20 protein-coding genes are annotated in these 23,248 nt (G+C 72.9%); 11 read left to right on the forward strand and 9 right to left on the reverse strand.

Annotated features, from left to right (window positions below; all coding sequences use genetic code 11):
• Positions 1-96 (forward strand): integrase core domain-containing protein (locus NYO98_RS13305; protein ID WP_268112884.1); only part of this gene is annotated, 96 nt, incomplete at its 5' end.
• 22 nt (positions 97-118) lie between these two features.
• Here NYO98_RS13305 and NYO98_RS13310 read toward each other — a convergent pair.
• The 3 genes from NYO98_RS13310 to NYO98_RS13320 all read right to left on the reverse strand — a co-directional run bounded on the left by NYO98_RS13310 (position 119) and on the right by NYO98_RS13320 (position 2,766).
• Complete coding sequence (locus NYO98_RS13310) at positions 119-610, reverse strand: class F sortase (protein ID WP_268112226.1); 492 nt, start codon at positions 608-610, stop codon at positions 119-121.
• The gene (locus tag NYO98_RS13315; RefSeq protein WP_268112227.1) at positions 607-1,545 is read right to left on the reverse strand and encodes a hypothetical protein; all 939 of its coding nucleotides are present in this window, start codon (positions 1,543-1,545) and stop codon (positions 607-609) included. Before NYO98_RS13315 ends, NYO98_RS13310 begins: the two co-directional genes overlap by 4 nt.
• A 252-nt stretch (positions 1,546-1,797) precedes the next feature.
• Positions 1,798-2,766, reverse strand: a complete 969-nt coding sequence (locus tag NYO98_RS13320; protein ID WP_268112228.1) for a heme o synthase — start codon at positions 2,764-2,766, stop codon at positions 1,798-1,800.
• Positions 2,767-2,989: 223 nt separating this feature from the next.
• Between NYO98_RS13320 and tkt the strand changes: the two genes are divergently transcribed.
• The 6 genes from tkt (at position 2,990) to pgl (ending at position 11,134) form a co-directional block, all read left to right on the forward strand.
• Complete coding sequence (gene tkt / locus NYO98_RS13325; RefSeq protein WP_268112885.1) at positions 2,990-5,119, forward strand: transketolase; 2,130 nt, start codon at positions 2,990-2,992, stop codon at positions 5,117-5,119.
• A gap of 28 nt (positions 5,120-5,147) precedes the next feature.
• On the forward strand, positions 5,148-6,260 hold the full coding sequence (gene tal / locus NYO98_RS13330) for a transaldolase (RefSeq protein ID WP_268112229.1): 1,113 nt from the start codon (positions 5,148-5,150) through the stop codon (positions 6,258-6,260).
• A complete protein-coding gene (gene pgi, locus NYO98_RS13335) occupies positions 6,260-7,915 on the forward strand; it encodes a glucose-6-phosphate isomerase (protein ID WP_268112230.1) in 1,656 nt (551 codons plus the stop codon). Before tal ends, pgi begins: the two co-directional genes overlap by 1 nt.
• A gap of 61 nt (positions 7,916-7,976) precedes the next feature.
• On the forward strand, positions 7,977-9,500 hold the full coding sequence (gene zwf / locus NYO98_RS13340) for a glucose-6-phosphate dehydrogenase (RefSeq protein WP_268112231.1): 1,524 nt from the start codon (positions 7,977-7,979) through the stop codon (positions 9,498-9,500).
• A complete protein-coding gene (locus NYO98_RS13345) occupies positions 9,501-10,412 on the forward strand; it encodes a glucose-6-phosphate dehydrogenase assembly protein OpcA (protein ID WP_268112232.1) in 912 nt (303 codons plus the stop codon).
• On the forward strand, positions 10,409-11,134 hold the full coding sequence (pgl, locus tag NYO98_RS13350) for a 6-phosphogluconolactonase (RefSeq protein ID WP_268112233.1): 726 nt from the start codon (positions 10,409-10,411) through the stop codon (positions 11,132-11,134). The genes NYO98_RS13345 and pgl overlap by 4 nt, the downstream gene beginning before the upstream one ends.
• A 141-nt stretch (positions 11,135-11,275) precedes the next feature.
• Here pgl and NYO98_RS13355 read toward each other — a convergent pair whose 3' ends face one another.
• The 6 genes from NYO98_RS13355 to gap all read right to left on the reverse strand — a co-directional run bounded on the left by NYO98_RS13355 (position 11,276) and on the right by gap (position 16,209).
• A complete protein-coding gene (locus NYO98_RS13355) occupies positions 11,276-12,268 on the reverse strand; it encodes a hypothetical protein (RefSeq protein ID WP_268112234.1) in 993 nt (330 codons plus the stop codon).
• A 235-nt stretch (positions 12,269-12,503) separates the two neighbouring features.
• On the reverse strand, positions 12,504-12,863 hold the full coding sequence (locus NYO98_RS13360; protein WP_172259783.1) for an RNA polymerase-binding protein RbpA: 360 nt from the start codon (positions 12,861-12,863) through the stop codon (positions 12,504-12,506).
• Positions 12,864-12,895: 32 nt separating this feature from the next.
• Positions 12,896-13,135, reverse strand: coding sequence for a preprotein translocase subunit SecG (gene secG / locus NYO98_RS13365; RefSeq protein ID WP_268112235.1), 240 nt, complete (start codon positions 13,133-13,135; stop codon positions 12,896-12,898).
• A 44-nt stretch (positions 13,136-13,179) separates the two neighbouring features.
• Positions 13,180-13,950, reverse strand: a complete 771-nt coding sequence (gene tpiA / locus NYO98_RS13370; RefSeq protein ID WP_268112886.1) for a triose-phosphate isomerase — start codon at positions 13,948-13,950, stop codon at positions 13,180-13,182.
• 35 nt (positions 13,951-13,985) lie between these two features.
• Positions 13,986-15,209, reverse strand: coding sequence for a phosphoglycerate kinase (locus NYO98_RS13375; protein WP_268112236.1), 1,224 nt, complete (start codon positions 15,207-15,209; stop codon positions 13,986-13,988).
• 4 nt (positions 15,210-15,213) lie between these two features.
• Positions 15,214-16,209 carry a type I glyceraldehyde-3-phosphate dehydrogenase gene (gene gap, locus NYO98_RS13380; RefSeq protein ID WP_268112237.1) on the reverse strand — a complete coding sequence of 332 codons (996 nt, stop codon included), beginning with the start codon at positions 16,207-16,209 and terminating at the stop codon, positions 15,214-15,216.
• Between the two features lie 244 nt (positions 16,210-16,453).
• Between gap and NYO98_RS13385 the strand changes: the two genes are divergently transcribed.
• The 4 genes from NYO98_RS13385 to NYO98_RS13400 are packed head-to-tail and all read left to right on the forward strand — an operon-like array spanning position 16,454 to position 23,239.
• Positions 16,454-17,326, forward strand: a complete 873-nt coding sequence (locus NYO98_RS13385) for an ABC transporter ATP-binding protein (protein WP_268112238.1) — start codon at positions 16,454-16,456, stop codon at positions 17,324-17,326.
• Complete coding sequence (locus tag NYO98_RS13390) at positions 17,323-17,979, forward strand: ABC transporter ATP-binding protein (RefSeq protein ID WP_268112239.1); 657 nt, start codon at positions 17,323-17,325, stop codon at positions 17,977-17,979. Before NYO98_RS13385 ends, NYO98_RS13390 begins: the two co-directional genes overlap by 4 nt.
• On the forward strand, positions 17,976-20,201 hold the full coding sequence (locus NYO98_RS13395; RefSeq protein ID WP_268112240.1) for a hypothetical protein: 2,226 nt from the start codon (positions 17,976-17,978) through the stop codon (positions 20,199-20,201). Before NYO98_RS13390 ends, NYO98_RS13395 begins: the two co-directional genes overlap by 4 nt.
• Complete coding sequence (locus NYO98_RS13400; protein WP_268112241.1) at positions 20,198-23,239, forward strand: FtsX-like permease family protein; 3,042 nt, start codon at positions 20,198-20,200, stop codon at positions 23,237-23,239. The genes NYO98_RS13395 and NYO98_RS13400 overlap by 4 nt, the downstream gene beginning before the upstream one ends.
• Positions 23,240-23,248: the final 9 nt, after the last annotated feature.

Genomic DNA, 23,248 nt, shown 5'->3' on the forward strand with positions numbered 1-23,248 from the left:
GACCGCGCCGCCGCGCTTGCTCCATGGATCGAGCACTACAACACTTGCCGACGCCACAGCTCACTCGGAGGCAAAGCTCCAGTCAGCCGTCTGTGACCAACGTGGTGGCTGGGTACACCTAGGACCGCCCGAGCTTGCGGGCGAAGACCACGGTGCGCCGGGAGTAGTCGTCGGCCTTGCAGCCGACGAGCACGATCCGGGCGGGTCCGGCGACGGAGTAGAGCGACCCCATGCGCCGCGAGGCCGGCCAGTACTCCCGACGGGTGACCTCGAACCGGCAGCCCGCCACCTCGACGACGTCGCCGCGACGCAGCGACCCCCACCGGTCGGCCACGCCGTTGCCGGCGCGCCAGGCGTGACCGGCGTAGACGGTGCTGCCCGTGGGGTCGCACGGCGGGTCGCCCTTCGACCACGTGTAGACGGCGCCGCGGAGCCGGTTGCCCACGGCCAGCGTGTCGTTGCGGGCGGGCACCTCGATGATCGCCGCGTCGGTGCCCGTGCGGGCGATCGTGAGCCGGTCAGGGGCGGCGTGCGCCGCACCCTGACCGGCCACCACGGTCACGCCGAGCACCAGCGTGGCGACGATCCCGGCGGCCCGGGAGCGGCTCATCGCTGCCCGGTGCTGGGAGCGACCTCCGGAGCCTGGGCGCACGGGCGGGTGCGGAACGTCATCCGCCACTGCCGCTTGCCCTCGAGCCGGTAGGAGGCGTCCGTGGCATGGGCCCGCACGGTGATGCGCGCGGCGCCCGCCTTGAGCCACACCCCCTGGCGCAGGACCTTGCCCTTCGACGTGTAGACGACTCCCGAGCGCTTGACGACCTTGTAGACGTCGCCGCGGGTGCCGCACTTGTCGATCTTGCGGGCACGGGCCGACACCACGCGCGCCTCGGCGGGCAGCACCTCGGGCGGGGCGAGGACGGGCGGGGTGGCCACCGGCGGCTCGACCGGCGGGACCGGCGGGACCGGAGGCGCCGGCGGGACGACCGGCGGGGTCGGGCACGGCTCGTTGCTGTCGGTGGGCGCCGGGTAGGTCGTGCTCGTCGCGCCGTTCGGGAACTGGGTGCCCGACGTGGTCGTGACGGTGACGCTCCCGTCAGCGTTGGTGGTCGACGTCCAGGGGCCCGACGGGACCTGGCCGTAGTGGGCGTTGCCCGGACCGCAGTCGTCGACGACCGGGATCGTCGGCGGCTGCACGGTCTTCACGACGCAGTCGTCGGTGAACGACGCCTTCGCAATGGTGCCGTAGCTGGTGTTGGTGTTGCCGTTGTCCCACCTCGCGTCGAGCCTCAGGGTGACGTCCGCCGTCGGCTTGGTGGTGATCGTCTCCCCGAACGTCCGGACCTGTCGCGACGTGAGCCTGGAGCCCACGGGGACGGCGGCGCGGTTGGACGCCCTGATCGTCTCGGAAACGGTCTCGCTGTTCTCGACCCGCCAGGTGACCGACCAGCCCCCGCCCGTCTTGCAGACGACGCTGGCGTTGATCGTGTTGTGGTGGGCGCTGGCCGCCCCGGCGACGCCGACGACGGCGAAGCCCACGGCCAGCACGAGGGTGACGACCCTCGAGATCCCACGGTTGACCGGTAGGCGACGAACCCCCTGTCCGGCCGCTCCCCCAGCGGTCCGGTGCCGTCGCTCACGTGTTGAAGACATGCAGAACTACCCCCTGCTCCCGCGGGGGTGACCCGATGCCTCCCCCTGCGGAGCATTCAACGTGGGATCGCGTGCACGGACGCGGCACGTTGTCTCAAGATGGTCTCCAGACTTGTCGGATTCCCCTGACAAGACCTGAAGGATGCGCTACCGACCCAGGAGGGGATCGAGTGCTACCGCGACGAAGAGCAGCGAGAGGTAGAGGTTGGAGGCGTGGAAGAGCCGCATCGGGTTGATGTCGGACAGGGCCTCGGAGGCCTTGGCGCGCTGCCACATCCGGTGGGCCTCGACCAGGAAGACCGCGCCCAGGACCGCGGCCGCGACCGGGTAGACCAGGCTCGTCCGGGCGACCGGCCACAGCAGGAGCGAGGTCGCGACCATCACCCAGCTGTAGACGACGACCTGGCGTCCCACCTCACGGGCGGGCTTGACGACCGGCAGCATCGGCACGTCGACGTTCGCGTAGTCCTCGCGGTAGCGCAGCGCGAGCGCCCACGTGTGCGGGGGCGTCCAGAAGAAGACCACGAGGAAGAGCACCACCGGCGTCCAGGCCAGCGAGCCGGTCACGGCCGTCCAGCCGATCAGCGCCGGGAAGCAGCCCGCGATCCCGCCCCACACGATGTTCTGCGTGGTCCGACGTTTGAGCAGCATCGTGTAGACGAAGACGTAGAAGGCGATCGCGGTCACCGACAGGAGCGCGGACAGGGCGTTCACGCCGAGGTAGAGCACGACCGTCGACAAGATGCCGAGCACGAACCCGAAGACCAGCGCTGCGCGGGGCGACACGATGTGGCGCGGCAGCGCCCGCCGGCGGGTCCGTCGCATCTGCTCGTCGATGTCGCGGTCGTAGACGCAGTTGAAGACCGACGCCGAGCCGGCCGAGAACGTGCCGCCGAGGACGGTCCACACGACCAGGTCGAGGTCGGGCACGCCGCGGGCGGCGTAGAACATCACCGGGACGGTCGTCAGCAGGAGCAGCTCGATCACGCGCGGCTTGGTCAGCCCGACGTAGGCGGCGACCACGTCGCGCCACGTCTTCGCGGCCTCCGCCGCGGCACCCGGGTCACCGGTCGACGGCCGGGCGGACGCGGCAGCGTTCGGGCCGACGTGGGACACGGTGGAGAACCTCGGGAGGACGTGGGCGGATGGGACGCGGACAGCGGGGAACCGAAGGATGAACGGCCAGCTGTTCCGGCGTCCGGGACGACCCTCGGGCACGGTCGAGTCTACTCGGCCACGACGATAGGGTCGCAGTCGAGGCCACCCCTGCTGGGCTGTGATCCTGACTGCACCCGGTTGCACTCCACCGAGAGGAACTGCGTTGACCAAGAAGTCCGCCCTGCCCGCCACCCTCGAGTGGGACGACATCGACCGCCGGGCCGTCGACACCGCCCGGGTCCTGGCGATGGACGCGGTCCAGAAGGTCGGCAACGGCCACCCCGGCACGGCCATGAGCCTCGCGCCGGCGGCGTACCTGCTGTTCCAGAAGGTCATGCGGCACAACCCCGCCGACCCGCACTGGACCGGCCGCGACCGGTTCGTGCTGTCGTGCGGCCACAGCTCGATCACCCTCTACACCCAGCTGTTCCTCGGCGGGTGGGGCCTCGAGATCGAGGACCTGCGGTCCCTGCGCACCTGGGGCAGCAAGACGCCGGGCCACCCCGAGTACGGGCACACCGCGGGCGTCGAGACGACCACCGGCCCGCTCGGCCAGGGCGTCGCCAACGCCGTGGGCATGGCGATGGCGGCCCGCCGTGAGCGCGGGTTGCTCGACCCCGACACCGCCGAGGACGACTCGCCGTTCACCCACCACGTCTACGCGCTCTGCTCCGACGGCGACCTGCAGGAGGGCGTCAGCGCCGAGGCCTCGTCCATCGCGGGCACGCAGCAGCTCGGCAACCTCACCCTGATCTACGACGCCAACCAGATCTCGATCGAGGGCGACACCGACGTCGCGTTCACCGAGGACGTCGGCGCGCGCTACGAGGCCTACGGCTGGCACGTCCAGCACGTCGACTGGACCAACGACGGCACGGACTACGTCGAGGACGTGCCCGAGCTCTACGCCGCCGTCCGCGCCGCCGACGAGGTCAAGGACCGCCCCAGCCTCATCGTCCTGCACACGGTCATCGCCTGGCCGGCGCCCAACGCGCAGGGCACCGGCAAGTCGCACGGCTCGGCCCTCGGCGAGGAGGAGGTGGCCGCCACCAAGGAGGTCCTCGGCTTCGACCCCGAGCAGCACTTCGAGGTGCCGACCGACGTGATCGAGCGCACCCGCTCCCTCGTCGCCCGCGGCAAGGAGCAGCAGGCGGCGTGGCAGGAGCGCTTCGAGGCGTGGCGGAGCGCCGCGTCCGAGGCCACCGTCCAGACCTTCGAGCGCATGCAGACCCGCGCGCTCCCCGTCGGGCTCGCGGACGTGCTCCCGACCTTCGACGCCGACCCCAAGGGCGTCGCGACCCGCAAGGCGTCCGGCGCGGTGATCAACGCGGTGGCCGGCGTGATGCCCGAGCTGTGGGGCGGCTCGGCCGACCTCGCCGAGTCCAACAACACGACCATCGAGGACGCGTCGTCCTTCATCCCCGAGAGCCGCTCGACCGACCAGTGGACCGGTGACCCGCTCGCGGGTCGCGTGCTGCACTTCGGCATCCGCGAGCACGGCATGGGCGGCATCCTCAACGGCATCGCGCTCCACGGCGGCACGCGGGTCTTCGGCGGCACCTTCCTGACCTTCAGCGACTACATGCGCGGCTCGGTCCGGCTGGCGGCGCTGATGGGCCTGCCCGTCACCTACGTCTGGACCCACGACTCGATCGGCCTGGGCGAGGACGGCCCGACGCACCAGCCGATCGAGCACCTCGCCGCCCTGCGCGCCATCCCCGGCCTCGACGTCGTACGCCCCGCGGACGCCAACGAGACCGCTGCCGCGTGGCACGCCGTGCTCCAGCGCACCGACCACCCGGCAGGGATCGCGCTGACCCGCCAGAACGTCCCCGTCTTCCCCCGCGGCGTGGACGCCGAGACGGGTGAGCACTGGAGCGACACGTCCAACGTGCACCGCGGCGGCTACGTCCTCATCGACGCGCCGACGATCGACGACCGTGGCGGCGACCCCGACGTGATCCTCATGGGCACCGGCTCCGAGGTGCAGGTGGCGGTCGCCGCCCGTGAGCTCCTCGCCGCCGACGGTATCCGCGCCCGCGTGGTGTCGCTCCCCTGCCTCGAGTGGTTCGACGAGCAGGAGGAGGCCTACCGCGAGACCGTCCTGCCGCCCACCGTCAAGGCACGCGTCTCGGTCGAGGCCGGCGTGAAGCAGGGGTGGCGGGACTACGTCGGCGACCACGGCCGCATCGTCTCGATCGACCACTACGGCGCCTCGGCGGACTTCGCGCGCATCTACGAGGAGTTCGACATCACCGGCACCGCGGTGGCCAACGCCGCCCGCGACAGCCTGCGCACCCTCTCCGACTGACTTCCCACCGCACATCAGGAGGCACCACATGAACGACCGTCTCAAGGCCCTGGCCGACGCCGGGGTGTCCATCTGGCTCGACGACCTCTCCCGCGAGCGGCTGGAGACCGGCAACCTCGCCGACCTGGTCAAGAACAGCCACGTCGTGGGCGTCACGTCGAACCCCGCCATCTTCCAGACCGCCCTCGCCGACGGCGAGCGCTACGACCCGCAGGTGCGCGAGCTCGCGGCCGCGGGTGCCGACGTCGACAAGGCGACCCAGGTCATCACCACCGACGACGTCCGTGACGCGTGCGACGTGATGCGCCCGGCCTTCGACGCGACCGACGGGGTCGACGGCCGCGTGTCGATCGAGGTCTCCCCCGGCTTCGCCCACGACACCGAGCAGACGGTGGCGGAGGCCGCCGAGCTCTGGCGGATCGTCGACCGGCCGAACCTCCTCATCAAGATCCCCGGCACGGAGGAGGGCTGGCCGGCCATCACCGAGACGATCGCCGCGGGCATCTCCGTCAACGTGACGCTGATCTTCGGCCTCGAGCAGTACCGCAACGTCATGGAGGCCTACGTCTCCGGTCTCGAGCAGGCCGCCGGCAACGGCCACGACCTCGCCGACATCCACTCGGTGGCGTCCTTCTTCGTCTCGCGCGTCGACACCGAGATCGACAAGCGGCTGGAGGCCATGACCGACGGGCCCGGCACCGACCCCGGCCTGCGCGGCAAGGCCGGCGTCGCCAACGCACGGCTCGCCTTCCAGATGTACGAGGACTTCTTCAGCGGCGAGCGCTGGGCGGCGCTCGAGGCCAAGGGCGCGCGCAAGCAGCGCCCGCTGTGGGCCTCGACCGGCGTCAAGAACCCCGACTACGACGACACGATGTACGTCGTCGACCTCGTCGTGGAGGACACCGTCAACACGATGCCCGAGAAGACCCTCGAGGCCGTCGCCGACCACGGCGAGGTCCGCGGCGACCGCGTCCGTCCGTTCTACGACGACGCCGCCGCGCACATGAAGGCCCTCGCGGCCGCCGGCATCGACTACGACGACGTGATCGAGGTGCTCATCAAGGAGGGCGTCGACAAGTTCGTCGTCGCCTGGGACGAGCTGCAGGCGACGCTCGCCACGTCCCTCGAGGCCGCTCGCTGATGGGTGTCGACCCCACCACGACGAAGGCGTGGGCGCGGCTCACGGAGCTCGCGGCGTCGTACGAGCCCGACCTCCGCTCCGCGCTCACCCCCGAGTGGGTCGACCGCCAGACACTGGTCGCGGCCGACCTCCACGTCGACCTGTCGAAGAACCTCCTCGACGCCGACGTGGAGGCGGCGCTGCTCTCGCTCGCCGACGAGGTCGACGTGGCCGGGCGGCGCGACGCCATGCTGGCGGGCGAGCACATCAACGTCACCGAGGACCGCGCGGTGCTCCACACCGCGCTGCGGCTGCCGGCCGATGCGTCGCTGCGCGTCGACGGCCAGGACGTCGTGGCCGACGTGCACGAGGTCCTCGACCGGGTGTACGCCTTCGCGGAGCGCGTGCGGTCGGGCGAGTGGACCGGCGTCACGGGCAAGCGGATCGCGACGGTCGTCAACATCGGCATCGGCGGGTCCGACCTCGGTCCCGTGATGGCCTACGAGGCGCTCGAGCCCTACCGCCAGGACGGGCTGACCTGCCGGTTCATCAGCAACATCGACCCGACCGACGCCGGCCAGGCACTCTCGGACCTCGACCCGGAGACGACGCTGTTCATCGTCTCCAGCAAGACCTTCGGCACCCTCGAGACCCTCACCAACGCCCGCCTCTGCCGGGCCTGGCTCCTCGAGCGGCTGCCGGCGGGCACCGACGACGCCGGGGCGGTCGCCCGGCACTTCGTCGCGGTGTCCACGGCGCTCGGCAAGGTCGCCGACTTCGGGATCGACACCGACAACGCCTTCGGCTTCTGGGACTGGGTCGGAGGGCGCTACTCGATGGACTCCGCGATCGGGCTGTCGCTCGTCGTCGCCGTCGGCCCGGAGCGCTTCGCCGAGCTGCTCGCCGGCTTCCACGCGATGGACGAGCACTTCCGCACCGCGCCGCCGGACTCCAACGTCCCGCTGCGGATGGGGCTGCTCAACGTCTGGTACACCAACTTCCTCGGTGCCCACACCCACGCCGTGCTCCCGTACGCGCAGCTGCTCCACCGCTTCCCCGCCTACCTCCAGCAGCTGACGATGGAGTCCAACGGCAAGAGCGTGCGGTGGGACGGCACGGCCGTGGGCTACGACACCGGCGAGGTGTTCTGGGGGGAGCCCGGCACCAACGGCCAGCACGCCTTCTACCAGCTCATCCACCAGGGCACCCGGTTGGTGCCGGCGGACTTCATCGCCTTCGCGCGACCGGCGTACGACCTCGTCGACCGCACCGACGACGGCGAGACCGACGTCCACGAGCTGCTGCTCGCCAACTTCCTCGCCCAGACCAAGGCCCTCGCCCTCGGCAGGACCGCCGACGAAGTGCGCGAGGAGGGCGTCGCCGAGGAGCTGGTGCCGGCGCGGACCTTCCCGGGCAACCGGCCGACGACGTCGATCATGGCGCCGGCGCTCACGCCGTCGGTGCTCGGCCAGCTGGTCGCCCTCTACGAGCACATCACGTTCGTCCAGGGCGCCGTGTGGGGCATCGACAGCTTCGACCAGTGGGGCGTCGAGCTCGGCAAGCAGCTCGCGCAGGAGCTGCGACCGGCGATCTCGGGTGACGCGTCGGTGGCCGCCGAGCAGGACCCCTCCACGCAGTCGCTGATCCGCTACTACCAGGAGAATCGAGGCCGATGAGCACCCCACGACGTCCCTCTCCCCCGCGCTGCTCCTCCGAACGACGACTCGGGGACCCGGCATGACCCACGTCAACCCACTGCGCGACCCGCAGGACCGCCGGCTCCCCCGGATCGCCGGCCCGTGCGGCATGGTGCTCTTCGGCGTGACGGGCGACCTCTCGCGCAAGAAGATCATGCCCGCGATCTACGACCTCGCGAACCGCGGCCTGCTGCCGCCGGGCTTCAGCCTCGTCGGGTTCGCGCGGCGCGACTGGGCCGACCAGGACTTCGCGCAGATCGTCCACGACGCGGTCAAGGAGCACGCCCGCACGCCGTTCCGCGAGGAGGTGTGGAACCAGCTGTCCGAGGGCTTCCGCTTCGTCTCCGGCGACTTCGACGACGACGCGGCCTTCGACCACCTGCGCCGCACCGTCGAGGAGCTCGACGAGCTGCGCGGCACCGGCGGCAACATGGCGTTCTACCTCGCGATCCCGCCGGCGTTCTTCGGCACCGTCGTGGGCCAGCTCGAGGAGCACGGGCTCGCCCACCCCGGGCCCGACCAGTGGCGACGCGTGGTCGTGGAGAAGCCGTTCGGGCACGACCTTGAGTCGGCGCGCGAGCTCAACCGCATCCTCGACGGCGTCTTCCCGTCCGGGTCGGTCTTCCGGATCGACCACTACCTCGGCAAGGAGACGGTCCAGAACATCCTGGCGATGCGGTTCGCCAACAACATGTTCGAGCCGATCTGGAACGCCAACTACGTCGACCACGTGCAGATCACGATGGCCGAGGACATCGGCATCGGCGGCCGCGCCGGCTACTACGACGGCATCGGCGCCGCGCGCGACGTCATCCAGAACCACCTCCTCCAGCTGATGGCGCTCGTCGCGATGGAGGAGCCCATCGCCTTCGACGCCAGGAGCCTGCGCATCGAGAAGCAGAAGGTGCTCAAGTCGGCGACCCTCCCGGCACGCCTCGACCTCACCACGGCGCGCGGCCAGTACACCGCCGGGTGGGCCGGCGGTGAGAAGGTCCAGGGCTTCCTGGACGAGGAGGGCATCAAGAAGACCTCCACCACCGAGACCTTCGCGGCGATCACCGTCAACGTCGAGACCCGGCGCTGGGCCGGGGTGCCGTTCTACCTCCGCACGGGCAAGCGGCTCGGCCGGCGCGTCACCGAGGTCGCCATCGTCTTCAAGCGGGCACCGCACCTGCCGTTCGCCGAGACCGCGACGGAGGACCTGAACCAGAACGCGCTCGTCATCCGCGTGCAGCCCGACGAGGGCATGACGATGCGCTTCGGGGCCAAGGTGCCCGGCACCGCGATGGAGATCCGCGACGTCAACATGGACTTCGCCTACGGCGGTTCGTTCACCGAGGCCAGCGCCGAGGCGTACGAACGGCTCATCCTCGACGTCCTGCTCGGCGACCCGCCGCTGTTCCCGCGTCACGAGGAGGTCGAGCTCTCGTGGCAGATCCTGGACCCCGTGATCGAGTTCTGGGCGAAGAAGGGCAAGCCGGAGCCGTACGACTCGGGCACCTGGGGTCCGGAGTCCGCCGACAAGATGCTCGCGCGCGACGGGCGCACCTGGAGGAGGCCGTAGATGATCGAGCTCACCGACACCAACTCGTCCAAGATCGCCGCGGAGTTCATCCGATCCCGCACCCGGGCAGGAAGCCCCGCCATGGGCATGGTGATGACCCTGGTCATCGTCGCGCCCGAGGAGGACGCGCCCGAGGCGATGGCGGCCGCCAAGCGTGCCTCGCGCGAGCACCCCTCGCGGGTGCTGGGCGTGATCCTCGGTGACGCCCGCGGCGCCGCCCAGGTCCACGCCCAGGTCGGCAGCGGCGACGGCTGGGGCGGCGAGATCGCCGTGATCCGGCTCAAGGGCGAGGTGGTCAAGCACGCCGAGTCGGTCGTGCTGCCCCTCCTCCTGCCGGACTCCCCCGTCGCGATCTGGTGGCCGACGTCCGCGCCCGCCGACCCGGCGGCCGACCCGCTCGGAGCCCTGGCCCAGCGGCGCATCACCGACTCCGCGGCGGTCCCGCGCGGGAAGTCGACGGCGATGCTGAACCAGTGCCGCACGTACGCCCCCGGCAACACCGACCTGAGCTGGACGCGGCTGACGCCGTGGCGCGCGCTGCTCGCCGCCGCCCTCGACCAGCACCCGCTCAAGGTGACGCGGGCCAAGGTCACGGCCGAGCGGATCAGCCCCAGCGCCGACCTGCTGGTGGCCTGGCTCAGTGACCGCCTCAAGGTCGAGGTCGCCCGCGGCAACTCCGACGGACCCGGCATCACCGAGGTGAGCATGGAGACCAAGGAGGGGCCGATCCGCATCTCGCGCGCCGACGGCCGCCTGGCGACGTTCTCCTCCCCCCACCGGCCCGACCGGCCGGTCGCGCTGAAGCGCCGCGAGGTGCCCGCCCTGCTCGCGGAGGAGCTGCGCCGCCTCGACGAGGACGACGTCTACGCCGAGGTCGCCGCCCGCCTGGTCAAGCTGAGGAGCACGAAGTGAACGACCCCGAGGTCCGCCGCCACGACGACGCCGACGTCCTCGTCGGCGACGTCGCGTCCGCCCTGCTCGACCGGCTCGAGGCCGCGCAGGCGCGCGGCGAGGTCCCGCAGGTCGGGCTCACGGGCGGCACCATCGCCGAGGAGCTCCACCGCGAGCTCGCCCGCCGGGCCGTCGACTCCGCGGTCGACTGGTCCCGCGTCGTGTTCTGGTGGGGCGACGAGCGCTTCGTCCCCGCCGACTCCCCCGACCGCAACGCCCGGCAGGCCCGCGAGTCGTTCCTCGGCCACGTGCCCGTCGACCCCGCCAACGTCCACGAGGTGCCGGCCAGCGACCAGGTGGCGACCGCGGAGGACGCGGCCGCGGCGTACGGCGAGGCGATGCGCGAGCACGGCGCCGGGTTCTTCGAGGTGCTGATGCTCGGCATCGGGCCCGACGGCCACTGCGCGTCGCTCTTCCCCGGCCACGCGGCCCTGGAGGCCCGCGACGCGATCGCGGTCGCCGTGCACGACTCCCCCAAGCCGCCGCCCGACCGGGTCACGCTCACCTTCGAGGCGATGGAGCGCTGCCGCGCGGTGTGGTTCATCGCCAGCGGCGAGGGCAAGGCCGAGGCCGTCGCCCGCGCCCTGGCCGACGACGGCTCCGTCACCGAGACCCCCGCCCGCGGCGCCCGGGGCGAGGAGACCGTCTGGTGGCTCGACGAGGCCGCCGCCTCCGCCCTCTGACCGGGCACTTCCTCGCGCTGAAAGGCGCCGACCGGGCACTTCCTCGCGCTGGAACCCGCCGACCGGGCACTTCCTCGCGCTGGAACCCGCCGACCGGGCACTTCCTCGCGCTGAAAGGCGCCGACCGGGCACTTCCTCGCGCTACGGCCTGCCGAGGTCGACGTACGTCCGACCGCGTAGGCCCATGGTCGCCCGTGCCGTGAGGTAGCCCCGGCAGAGACGGTCGCCCGCCGCGAGGTCGGATCCATAGACGTCCGTCTTGGTGAACACCTCCATGGCCCACGCACGGCGGTCACGGAGCCACTGCAGACGGTCCTCGTCCGGCGCCTCGTCGTCCTCGCCGTGGAACTCCTCGCCGAAGTACTCGGCGCCGAACCGCACCTCCGGGTCGCCGACGTCGATCCGGAACCGCGGCGTGCCGTCATCCGCGTGCACCCAGATCTGGGTCATCGGACGCGCAGGGATGTCCGCCTCGTACCAGTGCAGCCGCAGCGCGCTCTCGGGCGGTGACTCCGCTCCGGGGTCCCCGAGCGCGGCCAGGCGGCGGAGCTGGACCACTCCGCGGTGGCCCCTGAACCTCTCGATCTCGTGGACGAGCTGGTCCTGGCTGACGCCGAGGCGGAGGAAGCCGTCGATGGCCGCGAGCGCGTCGTACCGCCAGAGCAGCCGGCCGAGGTCGCAGGCCGTGCGGAGCGCGGTCGTGACGGCGAGGCCGTCGATGTCCTCGACGTCCGTGGCGCTCAGGTGACGGATGCCGCTGCTCACGCCAGTGCGGCGCATCCTGCTGGCGCTGCTGCTGTAGAGGTCGAGCGCGGGCATCTCGTGGATGGCGCTGCGCGGGAGGGCATCGACCCCGCGGATCCACGCGGCGGTCCTGTCGACGACCACCACGTGCGGCGGCGCCACCAACGCGACCGCAGCGACGCGGAGGCGCAACGAGTCGGGCACCTGGGACGCCACGAAGACCCCGCGCACCACCGGCCTCAGCAGGCCGAGCGCGACCAGCTTGCGGCGCAGGCTCGCCGGCACGCCGGCCGCGTCGGCCTCCTGCGCGGTGAACGGTCGGTCCACGGGCAAGGGCGCGGACACGTCGAGCAGGATGGCGTCACGGCACCACGTCGGCAGTCGAGGCATGCTCGGACGATGCCCGAACAGCCCGCTTGCCGTCGTAGGTCATCCACAGGCAGACGGGCACAGCGCGAGGAAGTGCCCGGTCGGCCGCTTTCAGCGCGAGGAAGTGCCCGGTCGGCGGGTTTCAGCGCGAGGAAGTGCCCGGTCGGCCGCTTTCAGCGCGAGGAAGTGCCCGGTCGGCGGGTTTCAGCGCGAGGAAGTGCCCGGTCGGCGGGTTCCAGCGCGAGGAAGTGCCCGGTCAGAAGATGATCTCGCCGGCCTTGCGGCGGCTGCGGAGGAGCGCGACGGCCTCGTCGAGGATGTCGGCCGCCTCGGTCTCGCTGCGACGCTCCTTCACGTAGGCGAGGTGCGTCTTGTAGGGCTCGATCTTCGGCGCCGGGGGCGGGTTCTCGGAGTCGAGGCTGGCGGGCAGGCCGCACTTGGGGCAGTCCCACGACTCGGGGACCGCGGCCTCGATCGCGAAGGTCACCACGGACCGGTGGTCGTGGCTGCAGAAGTACGTGACCGCCTGCCGCGGCGCGGCCTCTCCTCGCTCGGCCTCGCCCATCGGGCCGGCCCCGACTCGACTACCGCGGATCGCGTTCCCAGCACCAGCCATGACGACTCCTTCTCAGCAAACGCTCGGGGGACTCAGCTGCCCTGGTAGGCCATCAGCAGGCCCAGGGCGATGACACACGCAAACCAGATGACGCCGACCCCGATCGTGAACCGGTCGAGGTTGCGCTCCGCCACCGACGATCCCCCCAGACTGCTGGTCACGCCACCGCCGAACATGTCGGAGAGGCCGCCCCCACGGCCCTTGTGGAGGAGCACCAGCAGGATCATGATCGCGCTCGTGAGGACGAGCAGGATGGTGAAAGCAAGAATCACGATCGGAAGCCTACGTCACGACCACGTCGAACCGGTGAGCGCCCTCACAGCACCGGCATGTCGTAGAAACGGCAGATGCCGCCGAACTCGTCGACCTGCAGGCTGGCACCCCCGACGAGGCACCCGTCGACGTCGGCCTTCTCCATGATCCCGCCCACGTTGGCGGCCTTGACCGACCCGCCGTAGAGGATCCGCAGCCCGTCGGCCGCGCCGTCGCCGTGCACCTCGCGGACGCGCGCGCGGATCGCCGCGCAGACCTCCTGCGCGTCGTCCGGGGTCGCCACCTCGCCCGTCCCGATGGCCCAGACCGGCTCGTAGGCGACCACGAGGCCGGCCAGCTGCTCGGCGGTGAACCCGTCGAGCGAGCCGTCGAGCTGGGTGAGCGTGAAGGGGACGTGCTCGCCCGCCTGGCGCACGTCGAGGCCCTCCCCGACGCACACGATCGGCGTCATGCCGGCGTGGAGCGCCTTGTGGGCCTTGGCGTTGACCAGCTCGTCGGACTCGTTGTGGTACATCCGACGCTCGCTGTGCCCGACCACGACGTAGGAGCAGCCCAGCTTCGACAGCATGGCCGCGGAGATCTCACCGGTGTAGGCGCCGTTGTCGTGGACGGAGACGTCCTGGGCGCCGTAGCGGATCGACAGGCGGTCGCCGTCGACGAGCGTCTGCACCGAGCGCAGGTCGGTGAACGGCGGCACCACGACCACCTCGACCTTGCCGAAGTCGTGGCGCTTGTCCGACAACGTCCAGGCGAGCTTCTGGACCAGCACCACCGCTTCCTGGTGGTTGAGGTTCATCTTCCAGTTGCCCGCCATCAGCGGCGTGCGGTCGGTCTTGGACGCGGCCACGGTCAGCCCCTCTCGAGTACGGCGATGCCCGGGAGCTCCTTGCCCTCCAGGAACTCCAGCGACGCGCCACCGCCGGTGGAGATGTGGCCGAACGCGGCCTCGTCGAAGCCGAGCTGGCGCACGGCCGCGGCGGAGTCGCCGCCGCCGACGACCGACAGGCCGCCCGACGTGGTGACCTCGGTGAGCGCCTGCGCGACGGCACGGGTGCCGCTGGCGAAGGCGTCGGTCTCGAACACGCCCATCGGGCCGTTCCAGAAGACGGTCCTCGCGTCCGCCAGCGCGGCCGCGAAGGCAGCGGCCGACTCGGGCCCGATGTCGAGGCCGAGGGCGTCCGCCGGGATCTCCGAGGCGGGTACGACGGTGGGCTGCGGCTCGCGGTCGCCCGACGGGAACGCCGTGTCGACCACGACGTCGGTCGGGAGCAGGATCTCGACGCCCCGGTCCGCCGCCTCCTCGAGGTAGCGGGTGCAGGTGTCGAGCTGGTCGGCCTCCAGGAGGCTCTTGCCGACCTCGTGGCCCTGGGCCTTGAGGAAGGTGAAGACCATGCCGCCGCCGATGAGCAGCTTGTCGGCCTTGTCGATGAGGTTGTCGATGACCCCGAGCTTGTCGGAGACCTTCGACCCGCCCAGGACGACCACGTAGGGCCGCTCGGGCTCCTCGGTGAGGCGCCGCAGCACGTCGACCTCGGCGGCGACCAGGCCGCCCATCGCGGACGGCAGCCGCAGCGCGACGTCGTACACGCTCGCCTGCTTGCGGTGGACGACGCCGAACCCGTCGGAGACGAAGGCGTCGGCCAGCTGCGCGAGCTGGTCGGCGAACGCGCCGCGCACGTCGTCGTCCTTGCTGGTCTCGCCGTCGTTGAAGCGGACGTTCTCCAGCAGGGCGACGTCGCCGTCCTCCAGGCCGGTGACGGTCTCCGACGCGCTCGCGCCGACGGTGTCGGTCGCGAACGCCACCGGGCGCCCGAGCAGCTCGGACAGGCGGCCGGCGACCGGCTCCAGCGAGTACGCCGGGTCCGGAGCGCCCTTGGGGCGGCCCAGGTGGGCGGTCACGACCACCCGGGCACCCGCGTCGGAGAGCTGCCTGATGGTCGGGACGCTCGCGCGGATCCGGCCGTCGTCGGTGATGGTGGTGCCGTCGAGGGGCACGTTGAGGTCCGAGCGGACCAGGACGCGCTTGCCTCTCAGGTCACCGAGGGAATCGATGCCAGCGGTGGACTCGGCCATCGAATCAGAGCGACGTGCCGACGTGGGTGATCAGGTCCGCGAGGCGGTTGGAGTAGCCCCACTCGTTGTCGTACCAGCCCAGCACCTTGACCTGGTTGCCGATCACCTTGGTGAGCGGCGCGTCGAAGATGCAGGACGCCGGGTCGGTGACGATGTCGGTGGAGACCAGCGGGTCGGTGGAGTACTTGAGGTAGCGACCGTCGGCGGCGGCCTTGACGATCTCGTTGACCTCGTCGACCGACGTCTCGCGGCTGGCCTCGAAGGTCAGGTCGGTGGCGGAGCCGGTCGGGACCGGGACGCGCATGGCGTAGCCGTCGAGCTTGCCCTTGAGCTCGGGCAGGACGAGGCCGATGGCCTTCGCCGCACCGGTCGAGGTGGGCACCATGTTGAGCGCGGCGGCGCGGGCGCGGCGCGGGTCCTTGTGGATGTTGTCCTGGAGGTTCTGGTCGGCGGTGTAGGCGTGGATGGTCGTCATCAGGCCCTTGGTGATGCCGAGGCCGTCGTGCAGCGCCTTGGCCATCGGCGCGAGGCAGTTGGTGGTGCACGACGCGTTGGAGATGACGGTGTGGGCCGAGGGGTCGTAGAGCTCGTGGTTGACGCCCATCACGATGGTGATGTCCTCGTTGGAGGCGGGCGCGGAGATGATGACCTTCTTGGCGCCGGCGTCGACGTGGGCCTTCGCCTTGGTCGCGTCGGTGAAGAAGCCGGTGGACTCGACGACGACGTCGGCACCGATGTCGCCCCACTTGAGGGCCGACGGGTCGCGCTCCGCGAACGCGGCGATGGTCTGGTCGCCGACCTTGATCGACGTGTCGTCGCTGGAGACGTCGGCGTCGAGCCGGCCCAGGATCGAGTCGAACTTCAGCAGGTTCGCCAGCGAGGCGTTGTCGGTCAGGTCGTTGACGCCGACGATCTCGATGTCGGCGCCGGAGGCCCGAACAGCGCGGAAGAAGTTGCGGCCGATGCGACCGAAGCCGTTGATACCTACGCGGACAGTCATGATCCATGCCTCCTTGGTGGGGCCTTCGGTGACCCCGTCGACAACTGCGGCCTTTGGTGACCACCTCCGACCCTAGCGGTCCCCCGGTCCGCTGCGACGTGCGGTCTCCCGCGGTACGGACCAGTAACTTTGGATCGATCAAACCGGGTCGTCGCCCCCTCGTCCGAGGATGCAGGTGCATGATGTCCCCGCACTCCGGGGAGGCCGGGTGACGAGAGGCGACACGGGTCCAGGAGGACGACAGGTGCAGGACGGGGGCGGCATCGGCGTCCGGTGCGCGGGCGTGGTGCACCTCTACCGCACCTTCGAGGGCCACGACGTGGTGGCGCTGCAGGGCGTCGACCTCGAGATCGCGCCGGGGGAACGGGTGGCCTTCCTGGGTCCGAGCGGGTCCGGCAAGTCCACCCTGCTCGCGCTGCTCGGCGGCATCCAGCGACCCAGCGCCGGGCGCATCCTGCTCGGCGACGACGACATCTCACGGATGAGCGAGCGGCACCTGTCCCGGCTGCGGGCCCGCCGCGTGGCGACCATGCTCCAGGGGTCGACCCGCAACCTCCTCCCCTACACGACGGCGCGACGCAACATCGAGTTCGCCCGCATCGGCATGACGGCCGAGGAGGCCGACCGGGCGCCGAGCGTGACCGACCTGCTCGACCGGGTGGGCCTGTCCGACCAGGCCGACCAGGTGGTCAGCACCATGTCGGGCGGCCAGCGCCAGCGCCTTGCCCTCGCGTGCGCCGTGTCCACGACGCCGGGCCTGCTCCTCGCCGACGAGCCGACCAGCCAGCTCTCCCACGTCGACCGCGACGCGGTGGTCGGGCTGCTCCACGACCTCAACCGCGACTTCGGCACCACCGTCGTGGTGGTCACGCACCAGCCGGAGGTCGCAGCGACGTTCCCGCGCACCGTGACGATGAAGGGCGGCCGGGTCGGGTCCGAGGGGCACCACGGCGCCGAGTACGCCGTGATCGGCAACGAGGGCGTCCTGCACCTGCCCACGCACCTGACCACGCAGTGGCCCGCCGGCACGCTCGTCCGCGTCGAGGCCGAGCCGCGCCGGATCGTCATCAGCCACCCGGCCGACGAGACCGGCATCCCGCGGGACGGTCTGCGATGAGCACCGTGACGGACGGCGCCGGCGACCTGGTCCTCGACCACGTCAGCTACCAGCCCGGGCCGCTGCTGCTCGACGACGTCTCCGTGACCTTCGAGGCCGGCCGGGTGACGGCGCTGTCCGGGCCGAGCGGGTCGGGCAAGACGACGCTGCTCTCGATCGCCGGTGGCCTCATCGCCCCCAGCACGGGCACGGCGACGTACGCCGGCAGCGCGACGTGGCAGGGCGACGGCGACCCGCCTCCCGAGATCGCCTTCGTGCTCCAGGTCTACGGCCTGGTCCCCATCCTGTCCGCGCGCGAGAACGTCGCCATCGCACTCCGCGCCCGCGGGATCCCCTGGACCGACGCCTCCGACCGTGCCGAGGCAGCGCTGGCCCGCTTCGACATCGCCGACCTCGGCGACCGGCAGGTCGAGGAGCTCTCGGGCGGGCAGCTGCAGCGCGTCGCGTGTGCCCGCGGCCTCGTCGTGGGCGCCCCGGTGCTGCTCGCCGACGAGCCGACCAGCGAGCTCGACCAGGGCAACGTCTCGGTCGTCCTGGACGCGCTGCGCGCCGAGGCCGAACGCGGATGCGTCGTCGTCATCGCCACGCACGACCCCGCCATCGTCGAGCTCGCCGACCACCACGTCGCGATCGACGAGGGCCGGATCGCATGACCCTGCGCCTGGTGGCCGGGTGGTGGGCCCGGCGCGGGACCCACCTGCCCGTCGCCGCGGCCATCGCCGTGGTCACCGCGGCGACCGTGCTCGCCGACGGGGGCGGGCGACCTGCCCTCCTCGTGCCGCTGGTGGTGCTGGCCGCCGGCGTCCTCCCCGGCGCGGGTCTCGCCCTCGGCAACGCGCGCCGACAGGAGGCAGCGCTGCTGCGGCTGCACGGGCGGCGGGGCGCGCGCTGGGTGTCCGCGCTCGTCGCCGAGCCGTTGCTGACCGCGGTCCTCGGCGGCGCGGTCGGCGTCGCGGTGCCGCTGGTCCTCGGCGCCGCTGCCGCCTCCACCGCGCTGGTCGCCGCGGTCTGGCTCGTCGCCACCACCGCCGTCGTCACCGCCATGGTGGTGGCGCTGCGCGGACCACTCACCGACCTGCTCCGCCCCGCGGGTGCCGAACGGGCGCGCCGGACGAGCGCCCTCGCCGCCCTCGTGCCCGTGGTCGTCGCGGTGGGTGCGGTCGTAGGGCTGCTCCGCCGCTCGTCGTCCGCGCCCGACGCGTGGGCCTTCACCGCCCCCGTGGTCGTCGGCCTCGCCGCCGGGCTGCTGGCCGCGGCCCTCGTACGGCTGGTCGCGGGCCGGCTCGCGCGGCGTCCCGACCTCGGGGCGTCGCTCGCCGGCCACCGGCTCGCCCTGCCGCGGGCCACCACCGGTCTTCCCGTGCTGGTGGGCTCGGCCGTCCTCCTCGGGTGCGCCGCGAACACGGCGATGGCCGTCCACGACTGGGCCCGCGACACCTCGCTCGTGACGTCCGCGACGCCCGTGGTGGTCCCCTACGACGGGCCCGCCGACCAGCTGCTCGACGCGACCCGCGAGGCCGACCCGGACGGGCGGTGGCTGATGGCCGCCATCCGGGTCCTCGAGGACGACCGACCGATCTCGCGCCGCGTCTACCTCGACACGAGCCGCTACGAGCGGGTCGTCGGCGACCGGCTTGACGGGACCGCCGCGTCCGACGGCTCCGCCAGGGTGGCCGACCTCGGCGACGCCGCTGCCGCCACGGACCCGGAGCCCGTCACGTCCGGACGCCGCCTGACCGCCCGCCTCGCCCTCGACGGTCCCCGGCCGCGCCCGCTCCGTCTCGACGTGCTCACCGTGAGCCCGTCCGGTGCGGGTCGCCAGACCGTCTTCGCCCGGCCGACGCCGGGGACGCCGACGGAGGTGTCGGTCGACCTGACGCGGTGCGAGACCGGCTGCCGGGTGACCGGCCTCGAGGTCGCGATCGGGGTCCCGTGCGGCGCCGACACGTGGGCGCAGCCGCGGTGCCAGCGTCCGACGCTCACGGTCACCGACCTCGACCTCGGCGGGCTGGACCTGCTCGCCCGCCCGTGGGTGCTGGACGAGCCGGACGACCGGCCCCCGGGCGAGGTCGTCGGAGCACCCGCACGCCTCCGGGTCCGGCCGAGCAGCGCCGGCACCAGCTACCTCACCACGGACAGGTCGCCGTGGGCCACGCCCGTCCTGGCCACCGAGAGCGTGGAGTGGCCCGACGCCCCGGAGGCCCCGACGACCGGCGGAATGGCACGGCCGGCCCGCGTCCTCGCGACCGCCGCCGCCCTCCCGGTCGTCGGCGCCGCCGGCACGGTGCTCGACCTGCCCACCTCCGTCGTCCCCGGCACCGGCGCCGTCGCGCGCGCCGAGCCGCTGGTCCTCGCCCGCGCCGACACCCCGGAGGACGTGCTGGCGCAGGTCGGCACGCCACGTCAGGGCTCGGAGCTCTCCCGCGCGGTCGTCGACGCCGCCGACGGCGGCGCGGCCGGCCGGTTCGCCCTGCTCGCGGCGGGCGGGGCGCTGCTCGGGCTGCTCGCCGTCGCCCTGCCGGCCGCGCGGTTGCGTCGCGAGCGCACCCACGAGCGTGCGGTGCTGCGCCTCGTCGGCGTACGCCGATCCGACCAGCACGCGGCCGGGCGCCTGCAGGTGCTCGTGATGGCTCTCGCCGCCGGCCTGGCGAGCGTCGGGGCGACCCTGCTCGTCGTGACGACGCTGTCCGACGCCCTGCCCGTGCTGGCCGCCGGCCCGGGACAGCTGCCCCTCGACACCGGTCCCCGCGTCCTCGCGCTGCTCCTCGCCGGCACGGTCGCGACCGCTCTCGCGGGACTCGCCACCTGGTGGACCGGCCACGTCCCCGACCGCTCGAGCCTCCCGGCCCGACTCCGAGAGGAGGTGACGCCGTGATCAGGGTGGCCCTCGACGGCCTGCGGTCGCGCTCGCTGCTCTCGCTCGGCACCTTGCTCCTCCTCGTGGTGGCGCTGGGCTCGGCCGTGCTCGGCCCGTCCTTCGCCGCCGCGGTCGGCAACGCGTACGCCGTCACCCGCCTCGAGGAGGAGCGCAACGTCCTCACCGGGCGGACGTGGGAGGTCCGCCCGAGCGGAGCCGTCGACGACCCGGGCGCCCTGCTCGACGACACGCTCGAGCAGCTGGTCCTGCCCGAGGACCAGCACGCGGCGTCGGCCCAGCTGGAGACCACCCGCGTGCTCGCCCCGGGCGCCCTCGGCGAGGTGATGCTGATGGCGAAGCCGGACGCCTGCGCCCACCTCGACCTCGAGGGCCGCTGCCCGGCGGCGCCCGGCGAGGTGGCCGTGCTGGCCGGGGACGCGGAGGAGGACGGCCACCGGCTCGGCGACCGGATCGACCTGGGCGAGCCGTTCGGCACGCTCACCCTGGTCGGCACCTATGCCTACCCGTCGGGTCCGACCGTCCCGGCCGGTCGCCGCGAGGCGCTCGAGGACTACTGGTTCGAGCCCGCCCGTCTCGCGTCCGTACCGGTCACCGTGGCCCAGGGAACGGAGATCCCCCGGCAGCCGGCGCCCTACCTCGTCGCGCCCGACCAGCTCGCCGGGCTCCCGCCGCGCCTGCTCCTCGTCCGCGTCGACAGCCGCATCGACGTGCCGAGCGACCTCGACGCCGCCGACCTCCCCGCGCTCGCCCGGCGGGCCGCCACCGACCCCGCACCGCAGCAGCTCGCGGTCGGCGCCGCAGCCGAGATCTCCAACAACGACCTCGACGGCATCGTCACCGACGTCGACCGGGAGCGGCGCTCGGCCCTGCTCGCCGTGACGCCGGCCGTGGTCTCGCTCGTCCTCGTCGCCCTCGCGCTGCTGAGCCGGCTGACCTCCGCCGCGGGCGACCTGAGGGTCCCCGACCTGGCCCTCGCCTCGCTCCGTGGCGCCGACCGCCGCCGCACCTGGGTGCTGGCGCTGAGCGAGCCGCTGCTCCTCGTCGCCCTGGCAGTGCCGGCCGGTGTCGCCGGCGGCGCGGCCCTCACGTGGGCCCTCGTGCGCGCCTGGCTTCCCCCCGGCATCCCGGTCCCGGTGCCGCCGTACGCCGTGCTCGCGTGCGTCGCCGTCGTCGCGTGCGCCGTCGCCGTCTGCGTCGTCTCGACCCGGGCCGTCCTCGCTCGCAGCCTCGCCGACCAGCTGAGCGGCCAGTCCCGGCCTCGCCCGGCGGGCCGGCTCGCGGTGCTGGGCGCCCTCGCGCTCGTGGCGCTCACCCTCGTCCTCGTGGTCGCCGCACTCACCCGGCCGGCCGGCGGCGCCACCGACGCGGCCGACCTCGTGCTGCCCCTGCTGATCGCCGCGGTGCTGGGCCTGGCCGCCGCCGGCGGCGCCCGCGCCACCGCCCGGGCGCTCGCCCGCCGACGTGCCCGGGGCGTCGCGGGCTTCCTCGCCGTCCGGGCCGTCGCACGACGCTCGGTCGGCACCCTCGTCGTGCTCCCGCTGACCATCGCGATCGCCGTCGTCACCTTCGGCGCCGGCACCTTCGACGCGGCCGGCGCCTGGCGGGCCAGCGTGGCCGCCACCCAGGCCCCGGGCAGCACGGTCTGGTCGAGCGAGCTGCCGATGGCCGAGGCCGTGGCGCTCACCCACCGTCTCGACCCCGACGGCCGGTGGCTCATGGCCACGGGCACCTGGAACGCCCAGGACGGCGTCTACGTCGTCGCCGACGTGCCGCGCATGCCCGCCGCGTCGTTGTGGGACCCCTCCTGGACTCCCGGGCACAGCGTCGAGGACGTGGCCGCCCTCATCACCCGGCCCCCCACGCCCCCGCTGACGGGCGCACGCCTCCGCCTGGGGCTGACCGTGCCCCGGGGCGCGGAGGAGGTCACCGTCGAGATGCGGCTCCGCACGGCGGGCGGCGACACCTTCAACGCCTACGTCGGCCCCTTCGCGCCGGGCACCTCGACCGCCGCGGAGCCCGTCCCGTGCGAGCGCGGCTGCACCGTCGAGGGCCTCGCGCTGGCGGGGCCGGCCGGACTCCCGACCGACCTCTCCGGCGAGTACGTCGTCGGGCCGCTCGAGGCCGACGGCTCCGACGCCTCCGACGTGCTCACCAACGGTGACTGGCAGCTCGTCGTCGAGGGCGTGACCCAGGCCGCGCAGGACGTGCGCGTGGACGGCAGCACCCTCGTCGTCGCGGCCGACGGCTCCGGCAAGGCCGCGCTGTCGTCCGGGGCCGGCGGCCTGCGTCCCGTCGTCGCCGGCCGGGAGGCGGTGGACCGCCTCGGCCGTGTCGCCGCGGGTGCCGCGACTTCCACCGTCGGAGGACCCCCGCCGTCCGAGGCCGTGCTGGTCGCGGAGAGCGTGCCGTTCCTCGGTCCCGAGGGCGTCCTGATCGACTACGCCGTCCTGACGACCAACCGCACGGTCTACGAGGAGGAGTTCGAGGTCCGGGTCCTCGCGGCAGCGGACACGCCGGAGCGCGTGTCGGCGGCGCTGGCGGGACAGGGGCTGGCGGTGGAGCGCCTCTTCACCCAGGAGCGCGAGCGCCTCGACGGGACGGCGTACGCCCTCGCCCTGCGGCTCTACCTCGTCGCATCGGTCCTCGTGCTGCTGATGGCGGTCGCGGGACTGGTCGTCACCACGGCGATCCAGCTGCCCGGACGCCGGATGGACGCCGCCGCGCTCAGCGTCGTCGGGGTCCGGCGCCGGTCGGTGCTGTCGTCGGTGGCCGTCGAGCAGGTGGTGGTGCTCGGCGCCGCGGGCGTCGCCGGCCTGCTCGCGGGTGCGGCCGCGCAGCTCGTCGTGCTGGGGCGCATCACCCTGGGCGAGGTCGAGGAGGCCTCGTGGCCCCGGGTGGTCGCGCGGATCGACCCGGCCCTGCTGAGCGGCACCGCGCTGGTCGTGGCCGTCCTGCTGGGCACCGTGGCGCTGCTGAGCGCCTGGGCGACCGTGCGCCGCGCCCGCGGCGCCTCGCTGCGGGAGAAGGCCCGGTAGGCCCAGGAG

The organism is Nocardioides pini (assembly GCF_026712185.1).
GTDB lineage: Bacteria > Actinomycetota > Actinomycetes > Propionibacteriales > Nocardioidaceae > Nocardioides > Nocardioides pini.